20 protein-coding genes and 1 tRNA gene are annotated in these 17,354 nt (G+C 73.9%); 11 read left to right on the top strand and 10 right to left on the bottom strand.

The annotated features are described in order from the left end of the window. Window positions 1-2 precede the first annotated feature (2 nt). Window positions 3-485 carry a DUF2231 domain-containing protein gene (locus tag COO58_RS03470; protein ID WP_098746067.1) on the top strand — a complete coding sequence of 161 codons (483 nt, stop codon included), beginning with the start codon at window positions 3-5 and terminating at the stop codon, window positions 483-485. A 6-nt stretch (window positions 486-491) separates the two neighbouring features. On the opposite strand, the gene COO58_RS30590 is transcribed toward COO58_RS03470, so the two are convergent. Continuing rightward, on the bottom strand, window positions 492-1,121 hold the full coding sequence (locus COO58_RS30590) for a hypothetical protein (RefSeq protein WP_245666905.1): 630 nt from the start codon (window positions 1,119-1,121) through the stop codon (window positions 492-494). A gap of 114 nt (window positions 1,122-1,235) precedes the next feature. Between COO58_RS30590 and COO58_RS30075 the strand changes: the two genes are divergently transcribed. Then, the gene (locus COO58_RS30075; RefSeq protein ID WP_172967859.1) at window positions 1,236-1,412 is read left to right on the top strand and encodes a hypothetical protein; all 177 of its coding nucleotides are present in this window, start codon (window positions 1,236-1,238) and stop codon (window positions 1,410-1,412) included. Between the two features lie 21 nt (window positions 1,413-1,433). Here the strand turns inward: COO58_RS30075 and COO58_RS03460 are convergent, their stop codons facing one another. Together COO58_RS03460 and COO58_RS31190 are read right to left on the bottom strand one after the other, a co-directional pair. After that, window positions 1,434-1,916 (bottom strand): flagellar biosynthesis protein FlgA, encoded by a 483-nt coding sequence (locus COO58_RS03460; RefSeq protein WP_098743781.1) that lies wholly within the window; start codon window positions 1,914-1,916, stop codon window positions 1,434-1,436. 179 nt (window positions 1,917-2,095) lie between these two features. Continuing rightward, complete coding sequence (locus tag COO58_RS31190; RefSeq protein ID WP_342672792.1) at window positions 2,096-2,398, bottom strand: FmdB family zinc ribbon protein; 303 nt, start codon at window positions 2,396-2,398, stop codon at window positions 2,096-2,098. On the opposite strand from COO58_RS31190, the gene COO58_RS31185 reads away from it, so the two are divergent. Further along, entirely contained in the window at window positions 2,328-2,477 is a 150-nt protein-coding gene (locus tag COO58_RS31185) for a hypothetical protein (RefSeq protein WP_342672793.1), read from the top strand. The genes COO58_RS31190 and COO58_RS31185 overlap by 71 nt on opposite strands. 34 nt (window positions 2,478-2,511) lie before the next feature. Here the strand turns inward: COO58_RS31185 and COO58_RS03450 are convergent, their stop codons facing one another. Further along, a complete protein-coding gene (locus COO58_RS03450; RefSeq protein ID WP_091582599.1) occupies window positions 2,512-3,159 on the bottom strand; it encodes a 5-formyltetrahydrofolate cyclo-ligase in 648 nt (215 codons plus the stop codon). An 82-nt stretch (window positions 3,160-3,241) separates the two neighbouring features. On the opposite strand from COO58_RS03450, the gene COO58_RS03445 reads away from it, so the two are divergent. The 6 genes from COO58_RS03445 (at window position 3,242) to COO58_RS03420 (ending at window position 9,711) form a co-directional block, all read left to right on the top strand. Beyond that, window positions 3,242-5,431, top strand: a complete 2,190-nt coding sequence (locus COO58_RS03445) for a diguanylate cyclase (RefSeq protein WP_176558731.1) — start codon at window positions 3,242-3,244, stop codon at window positions 5,429-5,431. A gap of 9 nt (window positions 5,432-5,440) precedes the next feature. Next, complete coding sequence (locus COO58_RS03440) at window positions 5,441-6,430, top strand: UTP--glucose-1-phosphate uridylyltransferase (RefSeq protein ID WP_098743779.1); 990 nt, start codon at window positions 5,441-5,443, stop codon at window positions 6,428-6,430. Then, window positions 6,427-7,740: a gephyrin-like molybdotransferase Glp gene (glp, locus tag COO58_RS03435; protein WP_091582594.1), complete on the top strand. Its 1,314-nt coding sequence runs from the start codon at window positions 6,427-6,429 to the stop codon at window positions 7,738-7,740. The genes COO58_RS03440 and glp overlap by 4 nt, the downstream gene beginning before the upstream one ends. Before the next feature lie 108 nt (window positions 7,741-7,848). Continuing rightward, entirely contained in the window at window positions 7,849-8,490 is a 642-nt protein-coding gene (locus COO58_RS03430) for a GNAT family N-acetyltransferase (protein ID WP_091582591.1), read from the top strand. 179 nt (window positions 8,491-8,669) lie between these two features. After that, window positions 8,670-9,452, top strand: a complete 783-nt coding sequence (locus tag COO58_RS03425) for a hypothetical protein (protein ID WP_176558730.1) — start codon at window positions 8,670-8,672, stop codon at window positions 9,450-9,452. 185 nt (window positions 9,453-9,637) lie between these two features. Further along, window positions 9,638-9,711: transfer RNA gene (locus COO58_RS03420), tRNA-Ala, on the top strand. A 349-nt stretch (window positions 9,712-10,060) separates the two neighbouring features. Here the strand turns inward: COO58_RS03420 and COO58_RS03415 are convergent. Together COO58_RS03415 and COO58_RS03410 are read right to left on the bottom strand one after the other, a co-directional pair. Then, window positions 10,061-10,594, bottom strand: a complete 534-nt coding sequence (locus COO58_RS03415; protein ID WP_098743778.1) for a hypothetical protein — start codon at window positions 10,592-10,594, stop codon at window positions 10,061-10,063. A gap of 161 nt (window positions 10,595-10,755) precedes the next feature. Then, entirely contained in the window at window positions 10,756-11,142 is a 387-nt protein-coding gene (locus COO58_RS03410) for a VOC family protein (protein WP_098743776.1), read from the bottom strand. A gap of 212 nt (window positions 11,143-11,354) precedes the next feature. Here COO58_RS03410 and COO58_RS03405 point away from each other — a divergent pair, with 212 nt between their 5' ends. Both COO58_RS03405 and COO58_RS03400 read left to right on the top strand, forming a co-directional pair. Next, window positions 11,355-13,469, top strand: coding sequence for a cellulase family glycosylhydrolase (locus COO58_RS03405; RefSeq protein WP_098743775.1), 2,115 nt, complete (start codon window positions 11,355-11,357; stop codon window positions 13,467-13,469). Window positions 13,470-13,569: 100 nt separating this feature from the next. Continuing rightward, on the top strand, window positions 13,570-14,439 hold the full coding sequence (locus COO58_RS03400; protein WP_098743773.1) for an alpha/beta fold hydrolase: 870 nt from the start codon (window positions 13,570-13,572) through the stop codon (window positions 14,437-14,439). A gap of 6 nt (window positions 14,440-14,445) precedes the next feature. On the opposite strand, the gene COO58_RS03395 is transcribed toward COO58_RS03400, so the two are convergent. The 4 genes from COO58_RS03395 to COO58_RS03380 all read right to left on the bottom strand — a co-directional run bounded on the left by COO58_RS03395 (window position 14,446) and on the right by COO58_RS03380 (window position 17,265). Continuing rightward, a complete protein-coding gene (locus COO58_RS03395) occupies window positions 14,446-14,910 on the bottom strand; it encodes a hypothetical protein (RefSeq protein ID WP_091582574.1) in 465 nt (154 codons plus the stop codon). A 70-nt stretch (window positions 14,911-14,980) separates the two neighbouring features. Further along, a complete protein-coding gene (locus COO58_RS03390) occupies window positions 14,981-15,568 on the bottom strand; it encodes a G5 domain-containing protein (RefSeq protein ID WP_255292509.1) in 588 nt (195 codons plus the stop codon). Window positions 15,569-16,043: 475 nt separating this feature from the next. Beyond that, complete coding sequence (locus COO58_RS03385; protein ID WP_091582568.1) at window positions 16,044-16,235, bottom strand: general stress protein CsbD; 192 nt, start codon at window positions 16,233-16,235, stop codon at window positions 16,044-16,046. A gap of 313 nt (window positions 16,236-16,548) precedes the next feature. Next, entirely contained in the window at window positions 16,549-17,265 is a 717-nt protein-coding gene (locus tag COO58_RS03380) for a hypothetical protein (protein ID WP_098743772.1), read from the bottom strand. Window positions 17,266-17,354 lie beyond the last annotated feature (89 nt).

Genomic DNA, 17,354 nt, shown 5'->3' with positions numbered 1-17,354 from the left:
CGGTGTTCAGGGAAGTCAACGGTCTCCCGGGCCACGTCCTGGTCATTCACGCCGCGGTGGTGCTCGTGCCGCTGCTGGCGCTGCTCACCGTCGCGTACGGGGTGCTGCCCCGCTGGCGGCCAAGGCTGGACTGGGCGGTGGGCGCGCTCGCCGTGGTCACCCCGATCGTCACCTGGGTGGCGACGGAGTCCGGCGAGGAACTGGAGGAGGCGCTGGAGTCGCGGGGCTACCCCGCCGAAGGGCTCCAGAAGATCCACGAACATTCCGAGTACGGGGAGACGCTGCTCTGGTTCACGCTGGGCCTGGCCGTCGTGGCGCTCCTGCTGCTGCTGGTGACCAGCCACTTCACCCGGGACCGGAACCTGCCCCGCTGGCTGCCCCTGGCGCTCACCGCCGTGGCGGCCGTGCTCGCGGTCTTCGCGCTGGTGTACGTCTACCTGACCGGCGACAGCGGCGCCAAGATGGTGTGGGACGGGATCGTCTGACGCCGGTCAGAACAGCACGCGCGAGCACAGCAGGCAGGTGAGCAGCACCAGCACCGCGCCGACGACCGCGCCGACGCCGTAGGTGACCCGCTGGGCGCGCTGCTCCGCCTGGTCCATGGCGGCCATGTCCTGCGGCGGGAGTTGTCGTGGCGGTGGCGTCCGCACGTGCACCGGCGGCCGCCAACCGGGCGGCGGAGGGGTGCTCGGCGGTGGCCCGGCGTACCCGGCCGGCGCCTGGTTCCCGGACGGGTCCGGCAGTTCGCCGGCCGTCGCGGCCCAACCACCGGGCGCGGCCGGGTCCGGCCGGGCCCAGGGACTCTCGATCGCCCCCTCGCGGGACCACGGGCTGGTGGACCCGGCCGGTGCGGCCTCCGCTGTGGCGGTCCCCGCCGCGCCGGTGACCGGCTCCGGCTCGGCCGCTGCGGCACCCTGCCCCTCCCGGGGCGGGCCGGCTTCCGGTGTACCGGTCGGCTGCGCCGGGACCGCCGTCTCGTCAACGCCGGCCGGCTGCTCCGTCATCGCGGTCTCGTCGGTGCCGGCCGGCTGCTCCGTCATCGCGGTCTCGTCGGCGTCGGCCGGATGCTCCGGGCGTCGCCAGGTCTCGTCGTCGGGGCTGCCACCGCTCGGCGTCGTCACGCCGTCCGACGCTACCAACGCCCCGGCCGCTCGGCCGCCCGACGCGGCGACGTCGGCTCGCCCGCCCGCGTCGCGGCGGACCCGTCCGGCCGGGCGGCGGTATCGTTGTCGCTCGTGACCGACCCCGGCATCCGGGTCCCGCGCGGCGACGACGACCGCGTGGTCGACCTCAGCGACGATCTCGTGGTGCTGCCCGAGCAGACCACCGACGACACCGACCACGGCTGGGGCGAGCGCCCCGGCCGCGACGACGACTGGCTGCTCGCCGAGCGCCCGCCGCACTGGGGCTGACCCGAGCGGGCCCGGCCGGCGTCAGCCGCGTACCACGACGGCGAAGCGGCTGCCCTCGGGCAGGCCGACGGCGCGACGCGCCTGCTCCGGCGGAAGCGCCAGATAGAGCGCCGAGGTGCCGTCGACCGCCCCGGCCGCGCCCACCACGTCCAGCACCAGCGCGCGCGGGGCGACCACCGTCGGCTCGGCCGACCCACCGGCCGGCACGACGAGCAGATCCACCCGGGCGCCCGGTCGCAGCACCGCGAGGGCGGCCGGCTCGGCCAGCCGGACCGGCACCCCGACCGCCCCGGCGGGCAGTGCCGGCGCTCCCGGGGGCGGCGTGCCCGCCCCGGCCGTGGGGCCGGCGGCCGGCGCCGGACCGGGCGGGCAGCCGGTCGGGCTCTGGAACACGGCGGCGGCCAGCCCGAGCAGCACCGCGACCGCGGTCACCCGCAGCAGGGTTCGGCGCCGGGGCAGACCACGCCAGCGAACCGGACGCAACGTCCCCTCGTCACCCGCCACCGTCGTCCCTCCCGCCGACCGGACCGTCGCCCAGGAGGCTAGGCGCGCCCACCCGTCACGCGCCGTCCCTGTGGACAACCCGGCGCCCTGTGGACAACCGCCCGTCGCGCCCCTCGACCGAGTGGGCACGCGAACGTGGCCGCCCCCGTACGGGAGCGGCCACGGTCGAGGAGCGTGGGTCAGGTGGAGCTGGACGCCGCCGGCGTCTTGCTCGCCGAGGAGCCCGACGTCGAACCGGACGACCCCGAGGACGACGAGCCGGACGAGGACGAACCGGACGACGAGGACGAGGAGTCGGACGACGAGGACGACTCGGACTTCGCCGGCTTGCTCGCGGCGGCGGTGTCGGAACCGGACGAACGCGAGTCCGTGCGGTAGAAGCCGGAGCCCTTGAACACGATGCCGACGGAGTTGAAGAGCTTGCGCAGCCGCCCCTCACACGCCGGGCACTCGGTCAGCGGCTCGTCCGAGAAGGACTGCACCGCCTCGAGCTGGTGGCCGCACGCGGTGCAGGCGTACTGGTACGTGGGCACGTTCTCCTCCGGATCTCAGACGGCCTGACTGGCACTCGTGGTCTTCGAGTGCCAATGGTGCGTCATCGCACCCGGGTTCGTCCAGCGGAAGCGCCCGGGCCCACACCCGGCACCGCGACCAGCCCGTCGGACGGGGTGATCACCCAGTGCACCGGGCGGTCGTGCGGTCCGGTGGGAACCGAGGTCACCAGCTCGCCGTCGTGCAGCAGCGCCACGGTCGGCACGCCGGCCGGCACCCGGGCCAGCGCCCGGTCGTACGAGCCGCCACCCCGGCCGAGCCGGACGCCCCGGCGGTCCACCGCCAACGCCGGCACCACCACCAGGTCGGCCCCGGCCACGGCGGCGCGGCCCAGGGGCGGACCGGTCGGCTCGCGCAGGCCCCGCCCGGCGGCGCGCAGCGACTCCCGGCCGGTCCAGGCGGCCCAGTCCAGGTCCAGGTCGTCGCGGAGCACCGGCAGGAGCAGCCCGGCGTCGGCCGGCAGCGCCGCCCGCAGCACGTCGGGCAGGTCGTCGCCGCCGGGCTCGGAGGCCACCGGCACGTACGCGGTCATCCGGGCCGGGCGCAGCCGGCGTACCAAGGCCACCAGCTCGGCCTGCACGGACGCCGCGGCCTCGGCCCGGCGTGGCGGGGACAGCGACCGACGCGCGGCGAGCAGCGCGACGCGCAGCTCCCGCTTCGCCTCGTGCACGTCATCCGAAAATTTCGGCATGCAACACTCCTGACGCAACGCTTGCCTACCGGTCGCTCTGTGTCAGCATCGCACCAAGGGGCGCGGAACTTCCGGGGGGAAGATGACGCTACGTGGGCGGTTGACGGCGGCGTTCCTCGTGGTGGTCCTCGGCCCCGTCCTGCTCGGCGCGTTCTTCGTCGGGGCCACGCTGAGCGCGGTCGACCGCAGCCGCGCCAGCGAGCGGCTGGGCCTGGCCGCGGCCGGCGTGCGCACCTCGGTCGACGCGCTCTGCCAGCAACTGCGTGCGGCGGCCGACGCGGTCGCGCTGGCCGCCGACCCGCTCGGCCGGTCGCGCGTCGCCGACCAGGTGGTCGGCCGGGGCCTGGCCGCCGCCGTCCGCATCGCCGACCCCGCGGGGGACACCCGCTACGCCACCGCCGGTGGCCCGACCCGTCCGTGGCAGGACTGCGCCGGTCCGCCCGCCGGGCCGGTCGGCGCGCTCGCCGCCGAGGTCCGGCTCCGCGACCCGGCCGGCGCCGACCTGGGCGCGGTCGCCGCCGCACAGCCCGTCGACCCGGCCTTCGTGGCGCGGCTCGCCGCCGTGACCGGCGTCGGGGTCACCCTCCTCGACGACCCCGGGCGGATCACCCACACGACCGAGGACCAGGGGGTACGCGCAGCGGTGCTGGCCGCCGCCCGCAGGGCGGACGGGGACCGGGTGACCGGGACCGGCGACGGTCGCTACGTGCGCCGGGTGGGGCCGTCACCGGGGCAGCCGTTGCCGCTGGTGCTCTCCGTGCCCGGCGAGCGGCCGCCCGGCCTGTACGGCGGACTGCTCGCGGCCGTCGCGCTGGCCGCCCTGCTGGCCGTGCTGGCCGCCTGGCGGCTGGCCCGGGTGACCACCCGGCCGCTGGTCGAGCTGGCCGGCGCGGTGGACCGGGTGGCGCACGGCGACCTGACCACCCGGGTGCCGGTGCGCAGCCGGGACGAGATCGGCCGGCTGGCCGACGCGTTCAACCGGATGACCCGGGAGACCGGCAGCTACGTGGCGGCGCTCACCAGCAGCCGCGACCAGCTCCGCAACCACCTGGCGGTGCTCGGCGACACGCTGGCCAGCACGCACGACCTGCAACGCATCCTGCGGGTGATCCTGGACAGCGCGATCGCCGCGACCGGCGCCCGGGCCGGCGCGGTGCTGCTGCTCGACGGCGACGGCGTGCTGGTCGGCCAGTGCGTCGAGGGGCTGACCGGACGCTGGCCGACGGGTGAACCAGCCGACCCGGCGACGCTGCGGGTGCCGGTGGGCGCCGGGGTGGTCGGCGCGGTCGCGGCGACCGGGGAGCCGCTGCGCGGCCGGTGGGCGCCGCCCGACGCGCCGGCCGGGGAGCCGTCCTGCGAGACGTACGTGGCGGTGCCGTTCGCCGCCCCGGGCGCCGCCGAGTCGCGCGGCCCGGACCGGCCGGGCCACCCGCCGGCCGACGGCGACCCGCCCGCCCCGCCCGGTGGGGCGCTCGGCGTGCTGGCCCTCTACGACCGGCTCGGCGGCCACGAGTTCGACGACGACGACCTGGTCACGCTGCGGACCTTCGCCGGCCACGCGGCGGTGGCGGTGGAGAACGTCCGGGTGCACGAGGAGGCGCAGCGGCTCTCCCTGACCGACCCGCTGACCGGGCTGTGGAACTACCGCTACCTGCGCGAGTCGATCCGGCGAGAGGTGGAGCGGGCGAACCGGTTCGGCCGGATGCTCAGCGTGCTCGCCCTGGACCTGGACCGGTTCAAGGACGTCAACGACACCTGGGGGCACGCCGCCGGGGACGCGGTGCTGGTCGAGTTCGCCCGCCGGGTGCGCGGCGTGATCCGCGAGGTCGACCTGGCGTTCCGGCAGGGCGGCGAGGAGTTCGTGGTGCTGCTGCCGGAGACCGACGCGCGCGGCGCCACGATCGTCGCCGAGCGGCTCGGCGCGGTGGTGCGGGACCAGCCGGTGCCGGTCGAGGGGCACGGCGACGAGCCGGTCCGGGTGCCGGTGACGGTCTCCATCGGCATCGCCGTCTACCCGGACCACGCCGCCGGCGGCCAGCAGGTGTTGGACGCCGCCGACGACGCGCTCTACGCGGCGAAGGCCGCCGGCCGGGACGGCTACCGCCTGGCCCCGGTCCCGGATCCGGCTCCCACGCAGGAGATTCCGGTGGTGGCGGCCACGGTCAGCCCGCCGGACGGACTGCCCCGGGCCGGCACGGCGGACCCGACGGGCACCGCACAGGGCGGCGCGTCTTCCGGTCCTCACCCGCCGCGGCAGAGCCGTGGCCGATAGTCTCGCGGCATGTCGGAGCACTCAGCGAACCCCTCAGCGGCCCCCGGTCGCTCCCGCGCGGTCAAGGCCGTCATCCCGGCCGCCGGCCTGGCCACCCGGTTCCTGCCGGCCACCAAGGCGGTCCCGAAGGAACTGCTGCCGGTCGTCGACCGGCCGGTGCTGCAGTACATCGTCGAGGAGGCCACCCAGGCCGGCATCGGCGACGTGCTGCTGATCACCGGGCGGGGCAAGACCTCGATGGTGGACCACTTCGACCGGCGGCCGGACCTGGAGGACCGGCTCGCCAAGAAGCCCGAGCTGCTGGCCGCGGTCAAGCGCACCGAGGAACTGGCCGCCGTCTACACGGTCCGCCAGCCGGAGCAGCTCGGCCTGGGCCACGCCGTCGGGTACGCCGAGTCGCACGTCGGCGACGCGCCCTTCGCGGTGCTGCTCGGCGACGAGTTCGTCAAGCCCTCCGAGCCGCTGCTGCCGGCCATGCTGGAGCTGCAGGCCCGCACCGGCGGTGTGGTGCTCGCGTTCTTCGAGGTCGACCCCGCCGAGACCAGCCGGTACGGGATCGCCTCCGTCGAGCCGGCCGGGTCGGAATACGCCGACATCGCCGAGGTCGTCAAGGTCACCGGCATGGTCGAGAAGCCCAGCCCGGAGGACGCCCCCAGCAACCTCGCCGTCCTCGGCCGGTACGTCCTCCCCGGGAAGATCTTCGACGCGATCCGGCGCACCGAGCCGGGCAGCGGCGGCGAGATCCAGCTGACCGATGCGATGGAGCTGCTGCGGACCGAGGGCGTGCCGGTGCACGCCATCGTCTACCGGGGCACCCGCTACGACACCGGCATGCCGCTCGGCTACCTCCAGACCGTGGTGCAGATCGCCGCCGAGCGGGAGGACCTGGGCGCCGAGTTCCGCAAGTGGCTGGCCGAGTTCGTCAACAAGGGCGACGAGACGGTCACCGACGCCATCCTCAACGGCCTGCGTGACACGTCCGGCGGTGCCGATACATGACCGCGACGGCCGACGCCGAGGCGGCCGCGAACGAGTTGACGCCGCTCGCCGACTACCTGGGCAGTGTGCTGCGCAGGTTACGCGCGCTGCCTCCGCTCGACCTCGACCTGACCCAGGCGTACGGCAACGTGCTCGCCGAGGACGTGGTCGCCCCGCACTCCTACCCCGCCTTCGACCAGGCGGCGGTGGACGGGTACGCCGCGCGCTGGGAGGACATCTCCGGAGGGAGCCGGGGGCCGGGCTATGTCCCGGCCCCCTCCGGTATGCCCGGCGGGCGCAGCATCCGGCTCAACGTGGTCGGCGACCTGGGCGCGCCGAGCTGGCGACCGGTCCGGCTCACCCCCGGCTCGTGCTTCTCGGTGGCGGCCGGCGCGCCGCTGCCGATCGGCGCCGACGTGGTGGTGCCGGTGGAGTGGACCGACCAGGGCATGGCCGCCGTGGAGATCTTCCGCGCCCCCAAGCGGGGCTACGGCCTGCGTCGCGCCGGCGAGGAACTGGTCGCCGGCACGCTGCTGGCCCGTGCCGGCGCGTACGTCTCGCCGGCCCTGGTCGCCGTGTTCGCGGCCACCGGCATCGGCCACGTGGTGGTACGCCCGAGCCCCCGGGTGGTCATCGTGGCCACCGGCGACGAGCTGGTGGACGTGGGCCGGGGCAGCCAGCCCGGCCAGGTGGTGGACACCAATTCGCACGCGTTGACCGCGGCGGCGGCCGAGGCGGGCGCGCTCGCGTACCGGGTGGGGATCTGCGACGACGACCCGGAGGCGCTGCGCGGCCTGCTGGAGGACCAGACGCTGCGCGCCGACCTGATCATCACCACCGGCGGCACCGGCACCGGCCCCGGCGACATGGTCCGCCGGATCCTGTCCCGCCGCGACGGCGGCCGGGCCGGGCCGGTCACCTTCACAGAGGTGGCCCTCTATCCCGGAACCGCCCTCGGGTTCGGTACGGTCGGCGCCGAGGAGGTGCCGGTGGTGTGTCTTCCCGGTGAGCCCGGCGCGGCGCTGATCGGCTTCGAGGTGCTGGCCCGCCCGGCCATCCAACTGTTGGCCGGCGCCGAGCCGGTGTTCCGGCCCAGCGTCCGCGCGCACCTGCTGGAGACGGTCTCGTCGCCGGTGGGGCTGCGCGAGTTCCGGCCCGCGCACGTGGCCGAGCGACGGGGCGGCGGCTACACCGTGCAGCCGCTGGCCGGCGGCCCGTTCACGCTGTCCGGCCTGGCCGAGGCGAACGGCCTGCTGGTGCTCGGCGAGCGGGTCCAGACCGCCGCCGCGGGGTCCACGGTGGACGTGTTGTTGCTGGACAGGCGCCGGTGAGCGCGAGGAGTGAGCTTGCGAGCCCCGCAGTCGCGAGCGGACGGCTGGCCCGGTGAGCGCGAGGAGTGAGCTTGCGAGCCCCGCAGTCGCGAGCGGGAGGTTAGCTCCGTGAGGTTCCGGCGGGCGCCGGGGTGGCCGGCGGTGCTGGTGGACGGTCCGGTGGTGCTGCGGCCGTACCGTCGGTCCGACGCCCTCGCCTGGTCCGAGATCCGCCGGGCGAACCGGAGCTGGCTGGCCCCGTGGGAGTCGCATGTGCCGGGCAGTTGGGACGAGACGAACTCTCCGGCCGCGTTCCGGCTGGTCCACGCCGACCAGCGCAGGTCGGCGCGTACCGGAGACGGGATGCCGTTCGCGGTCTGCCTGCGCGAGGACGGGCGGGAGCGGCTGGTCGGGCACCTCAACGTGGGCAGCATCGTGCGGCGGGCGTTCTGCTCCGGGTACGTGGGCTACTGGGTGGACTCCCGGGTGGCCGGTCGTGGCGTGATCCCGACCGCTGTGGCGCTCGCCGTGGACCACGCGTTCGGCCCGGGCGGCCTGCACCGGATCGAGGTGAACATCCGGCCGGAGAACGTCCCCTCCCGGCGGGTGGTGGAGAAGCTGGGCTTCCGGGAGGAGGCCTACCACGTGCGCTACATGCACATCGACGGCGCGTGGCGGGACCACATCGGATACGCGATGACCGGCGAGGAAGTGGCCGCCGAGGGCGGTCTGCTGGCGCGGTGGCACCGCGTACGTGACACCCGGCGGTGACGCGTTCGGACCGTGACCGCCCGGCGCGGCGCACGGTGAACCGGGTCGGCGGCCCGTAACCTCAAGTAACTGCAAGCTGTGGCAAGCGCTGCCCGCCCGCACGATGTGCGCCGTTAACGACGGTCGACGGAAGAAGTTGCGGCCGTGTGGCGCTCGCCCCGAACTTGGTGACGGGAGGGGTGAGGGTGCCCACGTCGGTGCTCCTCGCCGTCCTCGCCGCCGCCGGTCTGCTCGCCCTCGCTCCGGCGCTGGTCCGCCGGTACGACGCCACCGAGCGGCTGGTGGCGGAGCGGGCGCAGTCGACGGCGCGGGTGCTCCAGCGCCAGCGTCGACGCCGCACCGTGCCCGGGCGGCGACCGCTGCACCCGCCGCGCGCCCTCGTGGTCACCCTCAGTGAAGACTCGGACACGGGCAGTCTCGCCCGGCCGGTCTCCGCGCCGCCCGTGCGGCGCCGCTCCGGCCGGCTCCGGCCCGTCTCGGCCGTCCCGGCGCAGTCCCGCCGACGGCACCCGCCCCGGCGTCGGCACACCCCCGCCGTCTACCGGCGTCGCCGGGTGCTCGCCGCGCTGCTGCTGCTCAACCTGGTCGAGCTGGTCGGCGTGGTGCTGGTCGGCCCCGGGTTCTGGATCAGCGTCTCGGTGACCGGCGCGTTGCTCGTCGCGTACGTCGTGCACCTGCGCCAGCGCGCCCTGGCCGAGCGCCGGCGGCGGCGCGCGGAGGCCCGGGAGGCCGCCTGGCTGGCCGCCCGCCAGGCCGAGGTACGCCGTGAGCAGGCCCGCCGAGCGGCGGCCCGGCGGGAGGCGCAGCGCCGGCTGGCCGCCCAGCGCGAGGCGGTCCGGCGTACGGCGATGGGCCTGGACCGCCCGGCGGACCTGCCCCCGGCCGCGAGCGGTGGCTCGGTGTCCTACCGACGGGCGGGTGGCCTGCGCGGCCGCCCCTACCAGTCCGGCCGCGGCGCCTGACCTTTCTTGATCGACTCCAGTTCGGGGAAGTGGCGGTGTCCCAGTGCGCCGGATGCCTTCACTTCCCCAACCTGACGCTGCCGGGTCCGGTGGGGTGATTCGCGCGCCGGGCGTGCGACCTGTTAGCCTTGTCGCCGACCCGCCCGGTGCGAGCCGGGTGGGATCAACGCTGGTTCGCCAGCGGAGGGGCTGTGGCGCAGACCGGTAGCGCACCTCGTTCGCATCGAGGGGGTCAGGGGTTCAAATCCCCTCAGCTCCACCCAGTTCGAAGGCCGTTCCCGCTCGTCGGGGGCGGCCTTTTCGTTCGTGTGCAGCAGTGCGGCCCAGCAGCCGGTGATCGCTGGTCCGGCAGCGGTGTGGGGAGTGTCGCGAGGTAGATCAGCCTCTGCCCGTCGTGGATCGTGCAGCGCCGATGCCGACGGCGTTCCAGGTGCTCCAGGCCGCGAATTGCTCAGGGCGCTCGTCGAGTCGCCTTCAGGAGCGCGGATGGCTGCCGCGAGACGCAACGATGGCAATCGTCTCGCGGCAGCAGTCCGTCGCGCATCCGGTGATTCCGATCGTGCGTCGAATCAGCGGCCAGCGGATGCGTCGGCGGGTGAGGCCGATTGTCAGGTGGTGCACATCTGCCGTGTCTGCGAGAAGTACGTGTCCTGGTAGAAGAGGTCCGGCCAGTCCGGCGAGTAGGGATCCGAAAGATAGAAGGTGCCCAGACCCTGCACCGCCCTGCCGCAAGAGAAGGACCTGGTGGGGCCGAAGCATGCGGTCTCGTACCCGTTGCTCAGGAGAGTGTTGTTGCAGTAGGTCGTGTCTACCTGGTTGCCGCTCGTGATCAAATAGTTGATCGCATCGAACTTGATCGAGTTGCCGGAGTAGTTCTTGATGATGAGGGCGGGCTGAGTCAGGTTGCCGTTGACGATGATGCATACGGCCACGGTGACGGTGCCCGCGCGGTAGTTCAGGGTCCGGTAGTTGCACGTCCACTTGCTCGTCAAGGTGAATGACTGCCAGTTGGCGGACTGGGTCGCGGCGCTTGCCGCCGTGGCCGTGACCGCGACTGTGCCGGTGGAGAAGGTGAGGGCGGCGACTATGGCCGCTGCCAGCCGGAAGCGTGGTCGGCGGGAGCTGTTCCGATGGGTGGACACCAAACCTCGTCCTTCTCTCTGGAAACGCGCTCGAACAAGTGGCCGCATCGTATCGGCCGCCCTCGCTGTATGGGGGGCACTGTTTTCGCCGCAGGTACCACCGACGACCGCGAGGGCACTGTCGACGATGGCTGGCTAAGCGATCAGGGCCCCCGCGGGTCTCATGTCGGCCCGCGGCTGTCAGCTCCGTCCGGCTGCCACAGCTGGACGACGTTGCCCTCCGGGTCGCGCAGGCTGGCGAACCGGCCGTTCGGGTATTCCTCCGGGTCGACCTCGACGGCGATGCCCGCGCCGCGGAGTTGGGTGACCATGGCGTCCAGGTCGGCGACCCGGAAGTTGAGCGACCAGGAGTGCTCGGCACCGCCGACGTGCTCGGAGTCCGGAGGCATGGCCGCCAGGACGGTGGGGCCGGCCTGTTGCCACCAGGAGGAAACCTCGTAGGACTCCGGCGCCAGGTCGACCCCGAGGTGGGTGGCGTACCAGCGGTTGACCCGGTCCGGGTCCTGGGCGCGGAAGAAGACCCCGCCGATGCCCGTCACACGTTCCACTGTGTCTCCCCTCGATCGCGGTGTCCTCGCACCTTACGGGCGGGTCGTCGCGGCCGGTCGCTACCGCGCCGACCGCGATTGCTTCGCGAACGCCCGCCAACATCTATCAGCACCGATTGACAATGTTTGGAATCCAAACTTACTCTCGCGCTGGGCGGGTGCGCGCCCCGCCTGTCCCGTCCACGCGCACACCCCACCACGAAGGAATCCCGATGCTCGGCTTTTCCCGTACCGCGAACCGGGCCCGATTGCGGGTCGGCCTGGTCGCGGCGACCGCCGCGACGCTCGTGGCCGGCACCGCCCTCCTGGCGACCAACGCCCAGGCGGCGGCCGGCTGCCGCGTGAGCTACACGACCGCCAGCCAGTGGGCCGGCGGCTTCACCGCCAACGTCTCCGTCACCAACCTCGGTGACCCGGTCAACGGCTGGAACCTGCGCTGGACGTTCCCGTCCGGCCAGCAGGTCACCCAGGCGTGGAACGCCACGGTCACCTCCTCCGGCGCCCAGGTCACCGCCACCAACGTCAGCTACAACGCCGCGATCCCCACCAACGGCAGCGTCTCGTTCGGCTTCAACGGCTCCTGGTCCGGCGCCAACACCGCGCCGACCTCGTTCTCGCTCAACGGGGTGGCCTGCACCGGCGGCGTCGGCGGGACCACGCCGCCGCCCACCACCACGCCCCCGCCCACCACGCCGCCCCCGACCACCCCGCCCCCCACCACGCCGCCGCCGGCCGGCAACGCGATGGCGGCGGTGGCCGCCATGCAGCCCGGCTGGAACCTCGGCAACTCGTTCGACGCCGTCGGGGCCGACGAGACGGCGTGGGGCAACCCGCGGGTGACCCAGGCGCTGCTGGACAACGTGCGGGCGCAGGGCTTCAACAGCATCCGGATCCCGGTGACCTGGAGCAACCACCACGGCGGTGCGCCGAACTACACCATCGACGCGGCCTGGCTCAGCCGGGTACGCGAGGTGGTCGGCTGGGCCCTCGCGGACGGCTTCTACGTGGTGATCAACATTCACCACGACTCGTGGCAGTGGATCAACACGATGCCCACCGACCGCACCACAGTGCTGAACCGCTACAACGCGCTCTGGACCCAGATCGCCGCCGCGTTCCGGGACAGCTCGTCGAAGCTCGTGTTCGAGAGCGTCAACGAGCCGCAGTTCACCGGCAGCTCCGGCGACGCGCAGAACGCCAGCCTGCTCAACGAGCTGAACACCTCGTTCCACCGCATCGTCCGCCAGTCCGGCGGTGGCAACGCCACCCGGCTGCTCGTCCTGCCGACCCTGCACACCTCCGCCGAGCAGGCCCGGGTCGACGAGCTGACCAGCACGTTCAACTCCCTGAACGACCCGAACCTGATCGCCACCGTGCACTTCTACGGCTACTGGCCGTTCAGCGTGAACATCGCCGGCGGCACCCGGTTCGACGCGACCGTGCAGCAGGACCTGACCGACCAGTTCGACCGGGTCCACAACGCCTTCGTCACCCGCAACATCCCGGTCATCATCGGCGAGTACGGCCTGCTCGGGTTCGACCGCCACACCGGTACCATCGAACAGGGCGAGAAGCTCAAGTTCTTCGAGTTCCTCGGCCACTACGCGCGCAGCCGCAAGCTGACCACCCAGCTCTGGGACAACGGCCAGCACTTCGACCGGACGTCCTTCGTCTGGAAGGACCCCGAGCTGTTCGCGCAGATCAGGTCGAGCTGGACCACCCGCTCCGGCACCGCGTCCAGCGACCAGGTGTACGTGCCGCGCACCGGCTCGATCACCGCCAAGAGCCTGACGCTCAACCTGAACGGCACCACGTTCCAGGGGCTGCGCCAGGGCACCACCGACCTGGTCAACGGTACCGACTACACGATCTCCGGCAGCACCCTCACGCTCACCGCGTCCGCGCTGACCCGGCTGGTCGGCTCCCGGGCGTACGGGGTGAACGCCAACCTCCAGGCCCGCTTCTCCGCCGGCGTGCCGTGGCGGATCAGCATCATCACGTACGACCCGCCGGTGCTCGGCAACGCCACCGGCCCGGCCAGCGGGTTCACCCTGCCGGCGCAGTTCCGGGGCGACCAGCTGGCCACCATGGAGGCGAAGTACGCCGACGGCAGCAACGCCGGCCCGCAGAACTGGACGTCGTTCAAGGAGTTCGACGTGACCTTCGCACCGGACTACAGCAGCAACACGATCACGCTGAAGCCCGAGTTCTTCGCCGAGGTCAACGACGGCCAGCGGGTCACCCTGACGTTCCACTTCTGGAGCGGCACCACGCTGACCTACCACGTCACCGAGTCCGGGGGCACCGTCACCGGTACGGTGAGCTGACCGCGACGGCGCGGCTCGCGGCGGTGGGCGTCGACACCGCCGTGAGCCGTGCCTTTCGCGCCGGCCGATGACTTTCCGGCCCGACGCCGGTCGACAGGGCATGACCACACAGACGCTCCAGACACCCGAGGTCGACCTCGTCTACGACGTGCACGAACCCCGCGCGGCCGCCGGCGCGCACCGGCCCCTGTTCATGATCGGCCAGCCGATGTGCGCCGACGGCTTCACCGTGCTGGCCTCGCACTTCCCGGACCGCACCGTCGTCACGTACGACCCGCGCGGGCTCGGCCGCAGCGTGCGCAAGGACGGTCGCACCGACGCCGTGCCCGAGGTCCAGGCCGCGGACGTACGCGCCGTCGTCGACGCCCTCGGCGCGGGTCCGGTCGACATGTTCGCCAGCAGCGGCGGGGCGGTGACCGCGCTCGCCCTGGTGGCGGCGTACCCGGGCACGGTGGCCACGCTGGTGGCGCACGAGCCGCCGCTGGTCGCGCTGCTCCCCGACGCCGAGGCCGCCGCGCGGGCCACGGCCGCCTGCCAGGAGGCGTACGACAGGCGCGGCTGGGGCGCCGGCATGGCCGCGTTCATGGCCATGACGTCCTGGCGGGGCGAGTTCACCGACGACTACTTCGCCCGGCCCGCGCCGGACCCGGCCGCGTTCGGGCTGCCGACCGCTGACGACGGCACCCGGGACGACCCGCTGCTCTCCGACCGGTCCACCGCGATCACCAGCTACCGGCCGGACGTCGACGCGCTGCGCGTGACGCGTACCCGGGTCGTCCTCGCGGTCGGCGAGGAGTCCGCGGAGACCCTCACCGCGCGCACGACGGCGGCGGCGGCCGAGCTGCTCGGCGGGCGGCCGGCGGTCTTCCCCAGCCACCACGGCGGCTTCCTCGGCGACCAGGGCGGCTACGCCGGCAAGCCGGACGAGTTCGCCGCCCGGCTCCGGGAGATTCTCGACGCCTCGGCCTGACCGGGCTCAGGCGCGGCGCAGGTCGGCGACCATGACCGGGTAGGGGCCCGCCGGCGTGTCCGGGTCCGCCTGGTCGGCGGGCACCACGTTCTCCATCCGCAACCGCACCGTCGTCGGGTCGGCGGCGTCGAGGGTGATCCGCCACCCCCAGCCGCCGCCGTACTCGGCGGACAGCTCGACCTCCGGCACCCCGCCCGTCGTGCCGGCGAGCGTCATCGCGGTGGGCTGCTGGTGCCACGAGTCGCCCCACCAGGCGGCCAGCGAACCCGGCTCGTCCCCGGCGGCGATCACGAGCAGCCCGTCCTGCGGCCCGTCCGTCGGGTGCGCCCACGAGTACGACACCGTGGTCAGGTGACCGCCGGCAGCCGTCGCCACGGTCAGCGTCGCGGGCGACTCGGCGAGCGGGTCGGCCGGCATCAGCCGGAAGCCGTTGGTGCCGGTCCAGGATCCGGTGGCGTCAGCGAGAACCATCGGGCCAGCATAGGGGCGAGGGAGCCGCCCGACCGTCCTCAGGCGAGTGTCGTACCGGGCTTCCGCGGGATCAGTCGCAGCCGATCCCGTCGCCGTCGCGATCCAGGTCGTAGATGTCGCTGCCGATGACCCGGACCGGACCGGTCACGTACGCCGGACCGTCGCCGCTGCCTCCGGAGCAGTCCACGTCGCTCGCGATCGGCACGCACGCTCCGCTGTAGTTCGGGTCGCACTGGCGCGTCTGCTTGGTGCCGACCGCGACCACCTGCGTGACCGGCTGCTTCGTGACCACGGACCGGAGCAGCTTCTTCGAGGTCTGCACCCCGTCGGTGACGGTCACCTGGTAGGTGAGGGTACGGATTCCCGTGACGCCGCGAGTCCGTACCTTCTTGGTTCCCTTCGCGAGGGTGGGGTCCTTGACCGTCCGGGTGGTATAGGCGATCTTCGCGGTCGAGGTGACGGTCCTGATCTGCACCTGAGGCGACGGAGAGGCGCTCGGGCTCACCTCGGTCGGGGTCGCGGTCGGCGTCGAGCTCGGTAGATCAACGACCGCCGGTGCCGGTGCCGCCGCCTCGACTTCGCTCGGCGCGGACGTGGTGGGTGCGGCATCCTTCTGGCCCGGTCCGCCCGGGGAGTCGGTGGCGGCGCCGATCGCCACACCGCCGCAGCAGCACAGCACGACCACGCCCGCGGACACGACCGCGACCTTGGCTCCGCTGGAGAGTCGGCGCCACCACGACTGCCTCGGCGCCGGGTACGTCGGGCCGAACGGAACGGGCCCCGGGTGGTGCGGTGATGGGTTCGTCACGCACCACAGTCTGCTTGCGCGCACAACGATTGCCAGCGGTCAATCGGAGCGCTCCCAGGCGACGCTCCGGCAGCAGGTCAGAACGATGAGTCGCGGGATCCGGACCAACCGGCGGGACCCGTGCGCACCCGGCCGACCGGCGACTCCGGCCGGTAGGTCGCACGCCGCCCGCCCGTCCGACAGACACCCGACCGATCGGCCCGGCCGACCCCGCCCCACCTACCCCAATCGTCGCCTTCCCGGGGCGGGCTGCCGCAGATCTTGGTACGAAACGGCCCTCAGGGGGACCGTTTCGTACCAAGATCTCAAGCGGGCCGAGGGTCGATCAGCTGGAGAAGTCGTCCCGGGCGTCGCGGGCGTCTTCCTGGACGTGTTCGCCGGGACGATTGCCCCGGACCTCGTCCAGTTCCCGCACGCGGTCGGCCTCGGCGCGTTCGTCCCGGTTCAGGTTGCCCAGCTGTGCCCGCGCCGGGCCGGCCAGGTCCTCCAGGTCGTCCTTCGCACGCTCGACGCTCATCGCCGCCTCCCCGGATCGTCGTGCGGCCACCGTCGCCGCCTGTCCCGGCCGCGTCCCCGCTGGCCCGGTCGGCAAACCCGCGCACCCACGCGCCCCGGGCGGCACGCCCGCGCACCCACGCGCCCGGGCGGCCCACCACGCACCCACGCGCCCGGGCGGCCCACCGCGCACCCACGCGCCCGGGCGGCCCACCGCGCACCCACGCGCCAAGGCGGCACTCACCGCACCGGTCGGCGAGCCAGCGCGTCCGGCGCGTCCCCCCACGACTCCGGGCGTCCACCACGCCTGGTCCGGCGGTGTGAGGTGGGGACGGCTACCCGGGCGGCAGCGCGGCGGTCAGGTCGGCGGCGTGCCGCAGCGCGTCGGCCAGCCGGTCGCGCAGCTCCTCGTCCAGCGGCACCGCCCCGGCCCGGCGCAGCCACTCCCGCGCGTCCTCCGGCCGGTCGAGCACCAGGGCCACTTCGGCGCGGTAGACCAGCGCCTCGACGTGCGTGGCCGGGTCGTCGGCGGCGTCCGGGCGGGCCAGCGCGCCGTCGAGGATCCGGACCGCCTGATCCGGTCGGCCGCGCGAGTCGGCCTGCACCACGGCGTTGCGCAGCGCGCGGGCCAGCCCGCCCCGGTCGTCGGTGTCGGGAGCGGTGGCGCGGCCCACGAACCGGATCCAGTTGCCGCCGGGGTCGACGATGCTGAACCCGGAGTGCCCGTCCTGGTTGGCGCGGGGTCGGGGCCGGGTCATCCGGGGCACGCCGGAGACGAGCACCTTTCCGTAGGCGGCGCGCAGGCCCGCGGCGAAGGCGCGGTGGATGGCGACCAGGTCGTCCACCACGACCAGACAACTGCCGTACGAGGTGGCCGGGTCGAACTCGGGCATGCCGAAGAAGTGCAGGTTCAGGTCGTCCCGGCGCAGGGCCAGGTAGGGGTTCGGCCGCTCCTGCCGGTGCGTGACCTGGAAGCCGAGGGCCTGGTAGAAGGGCGCCACGTCGTCCAGGGAACGACACGGCAGCAGCGGGATCGTGGTCTCGTGGGCCATGCGCCGAGCGTGGCAACCGGCGGTGGGCACGTGCACATGGAAATGTCCGGACGGCCCGGCGGGACCGCCCGAACGGACACGGGGGCCGG

Origin of the sequence: Micromonospora sp. WMMA1996 (genome assembly GCF_002573675.1) — a bacterium.
Classification (GTDB): domain Bacteria; phylum Actinomycetota; class Actinomycetes; order Mycobacteriales; family Micromonosporaceae; genus Micromonospora; species Micromonospora sediminicola.
This window is presented reverse-complemented; position numbering and strand designations above follow the sequence as displayed.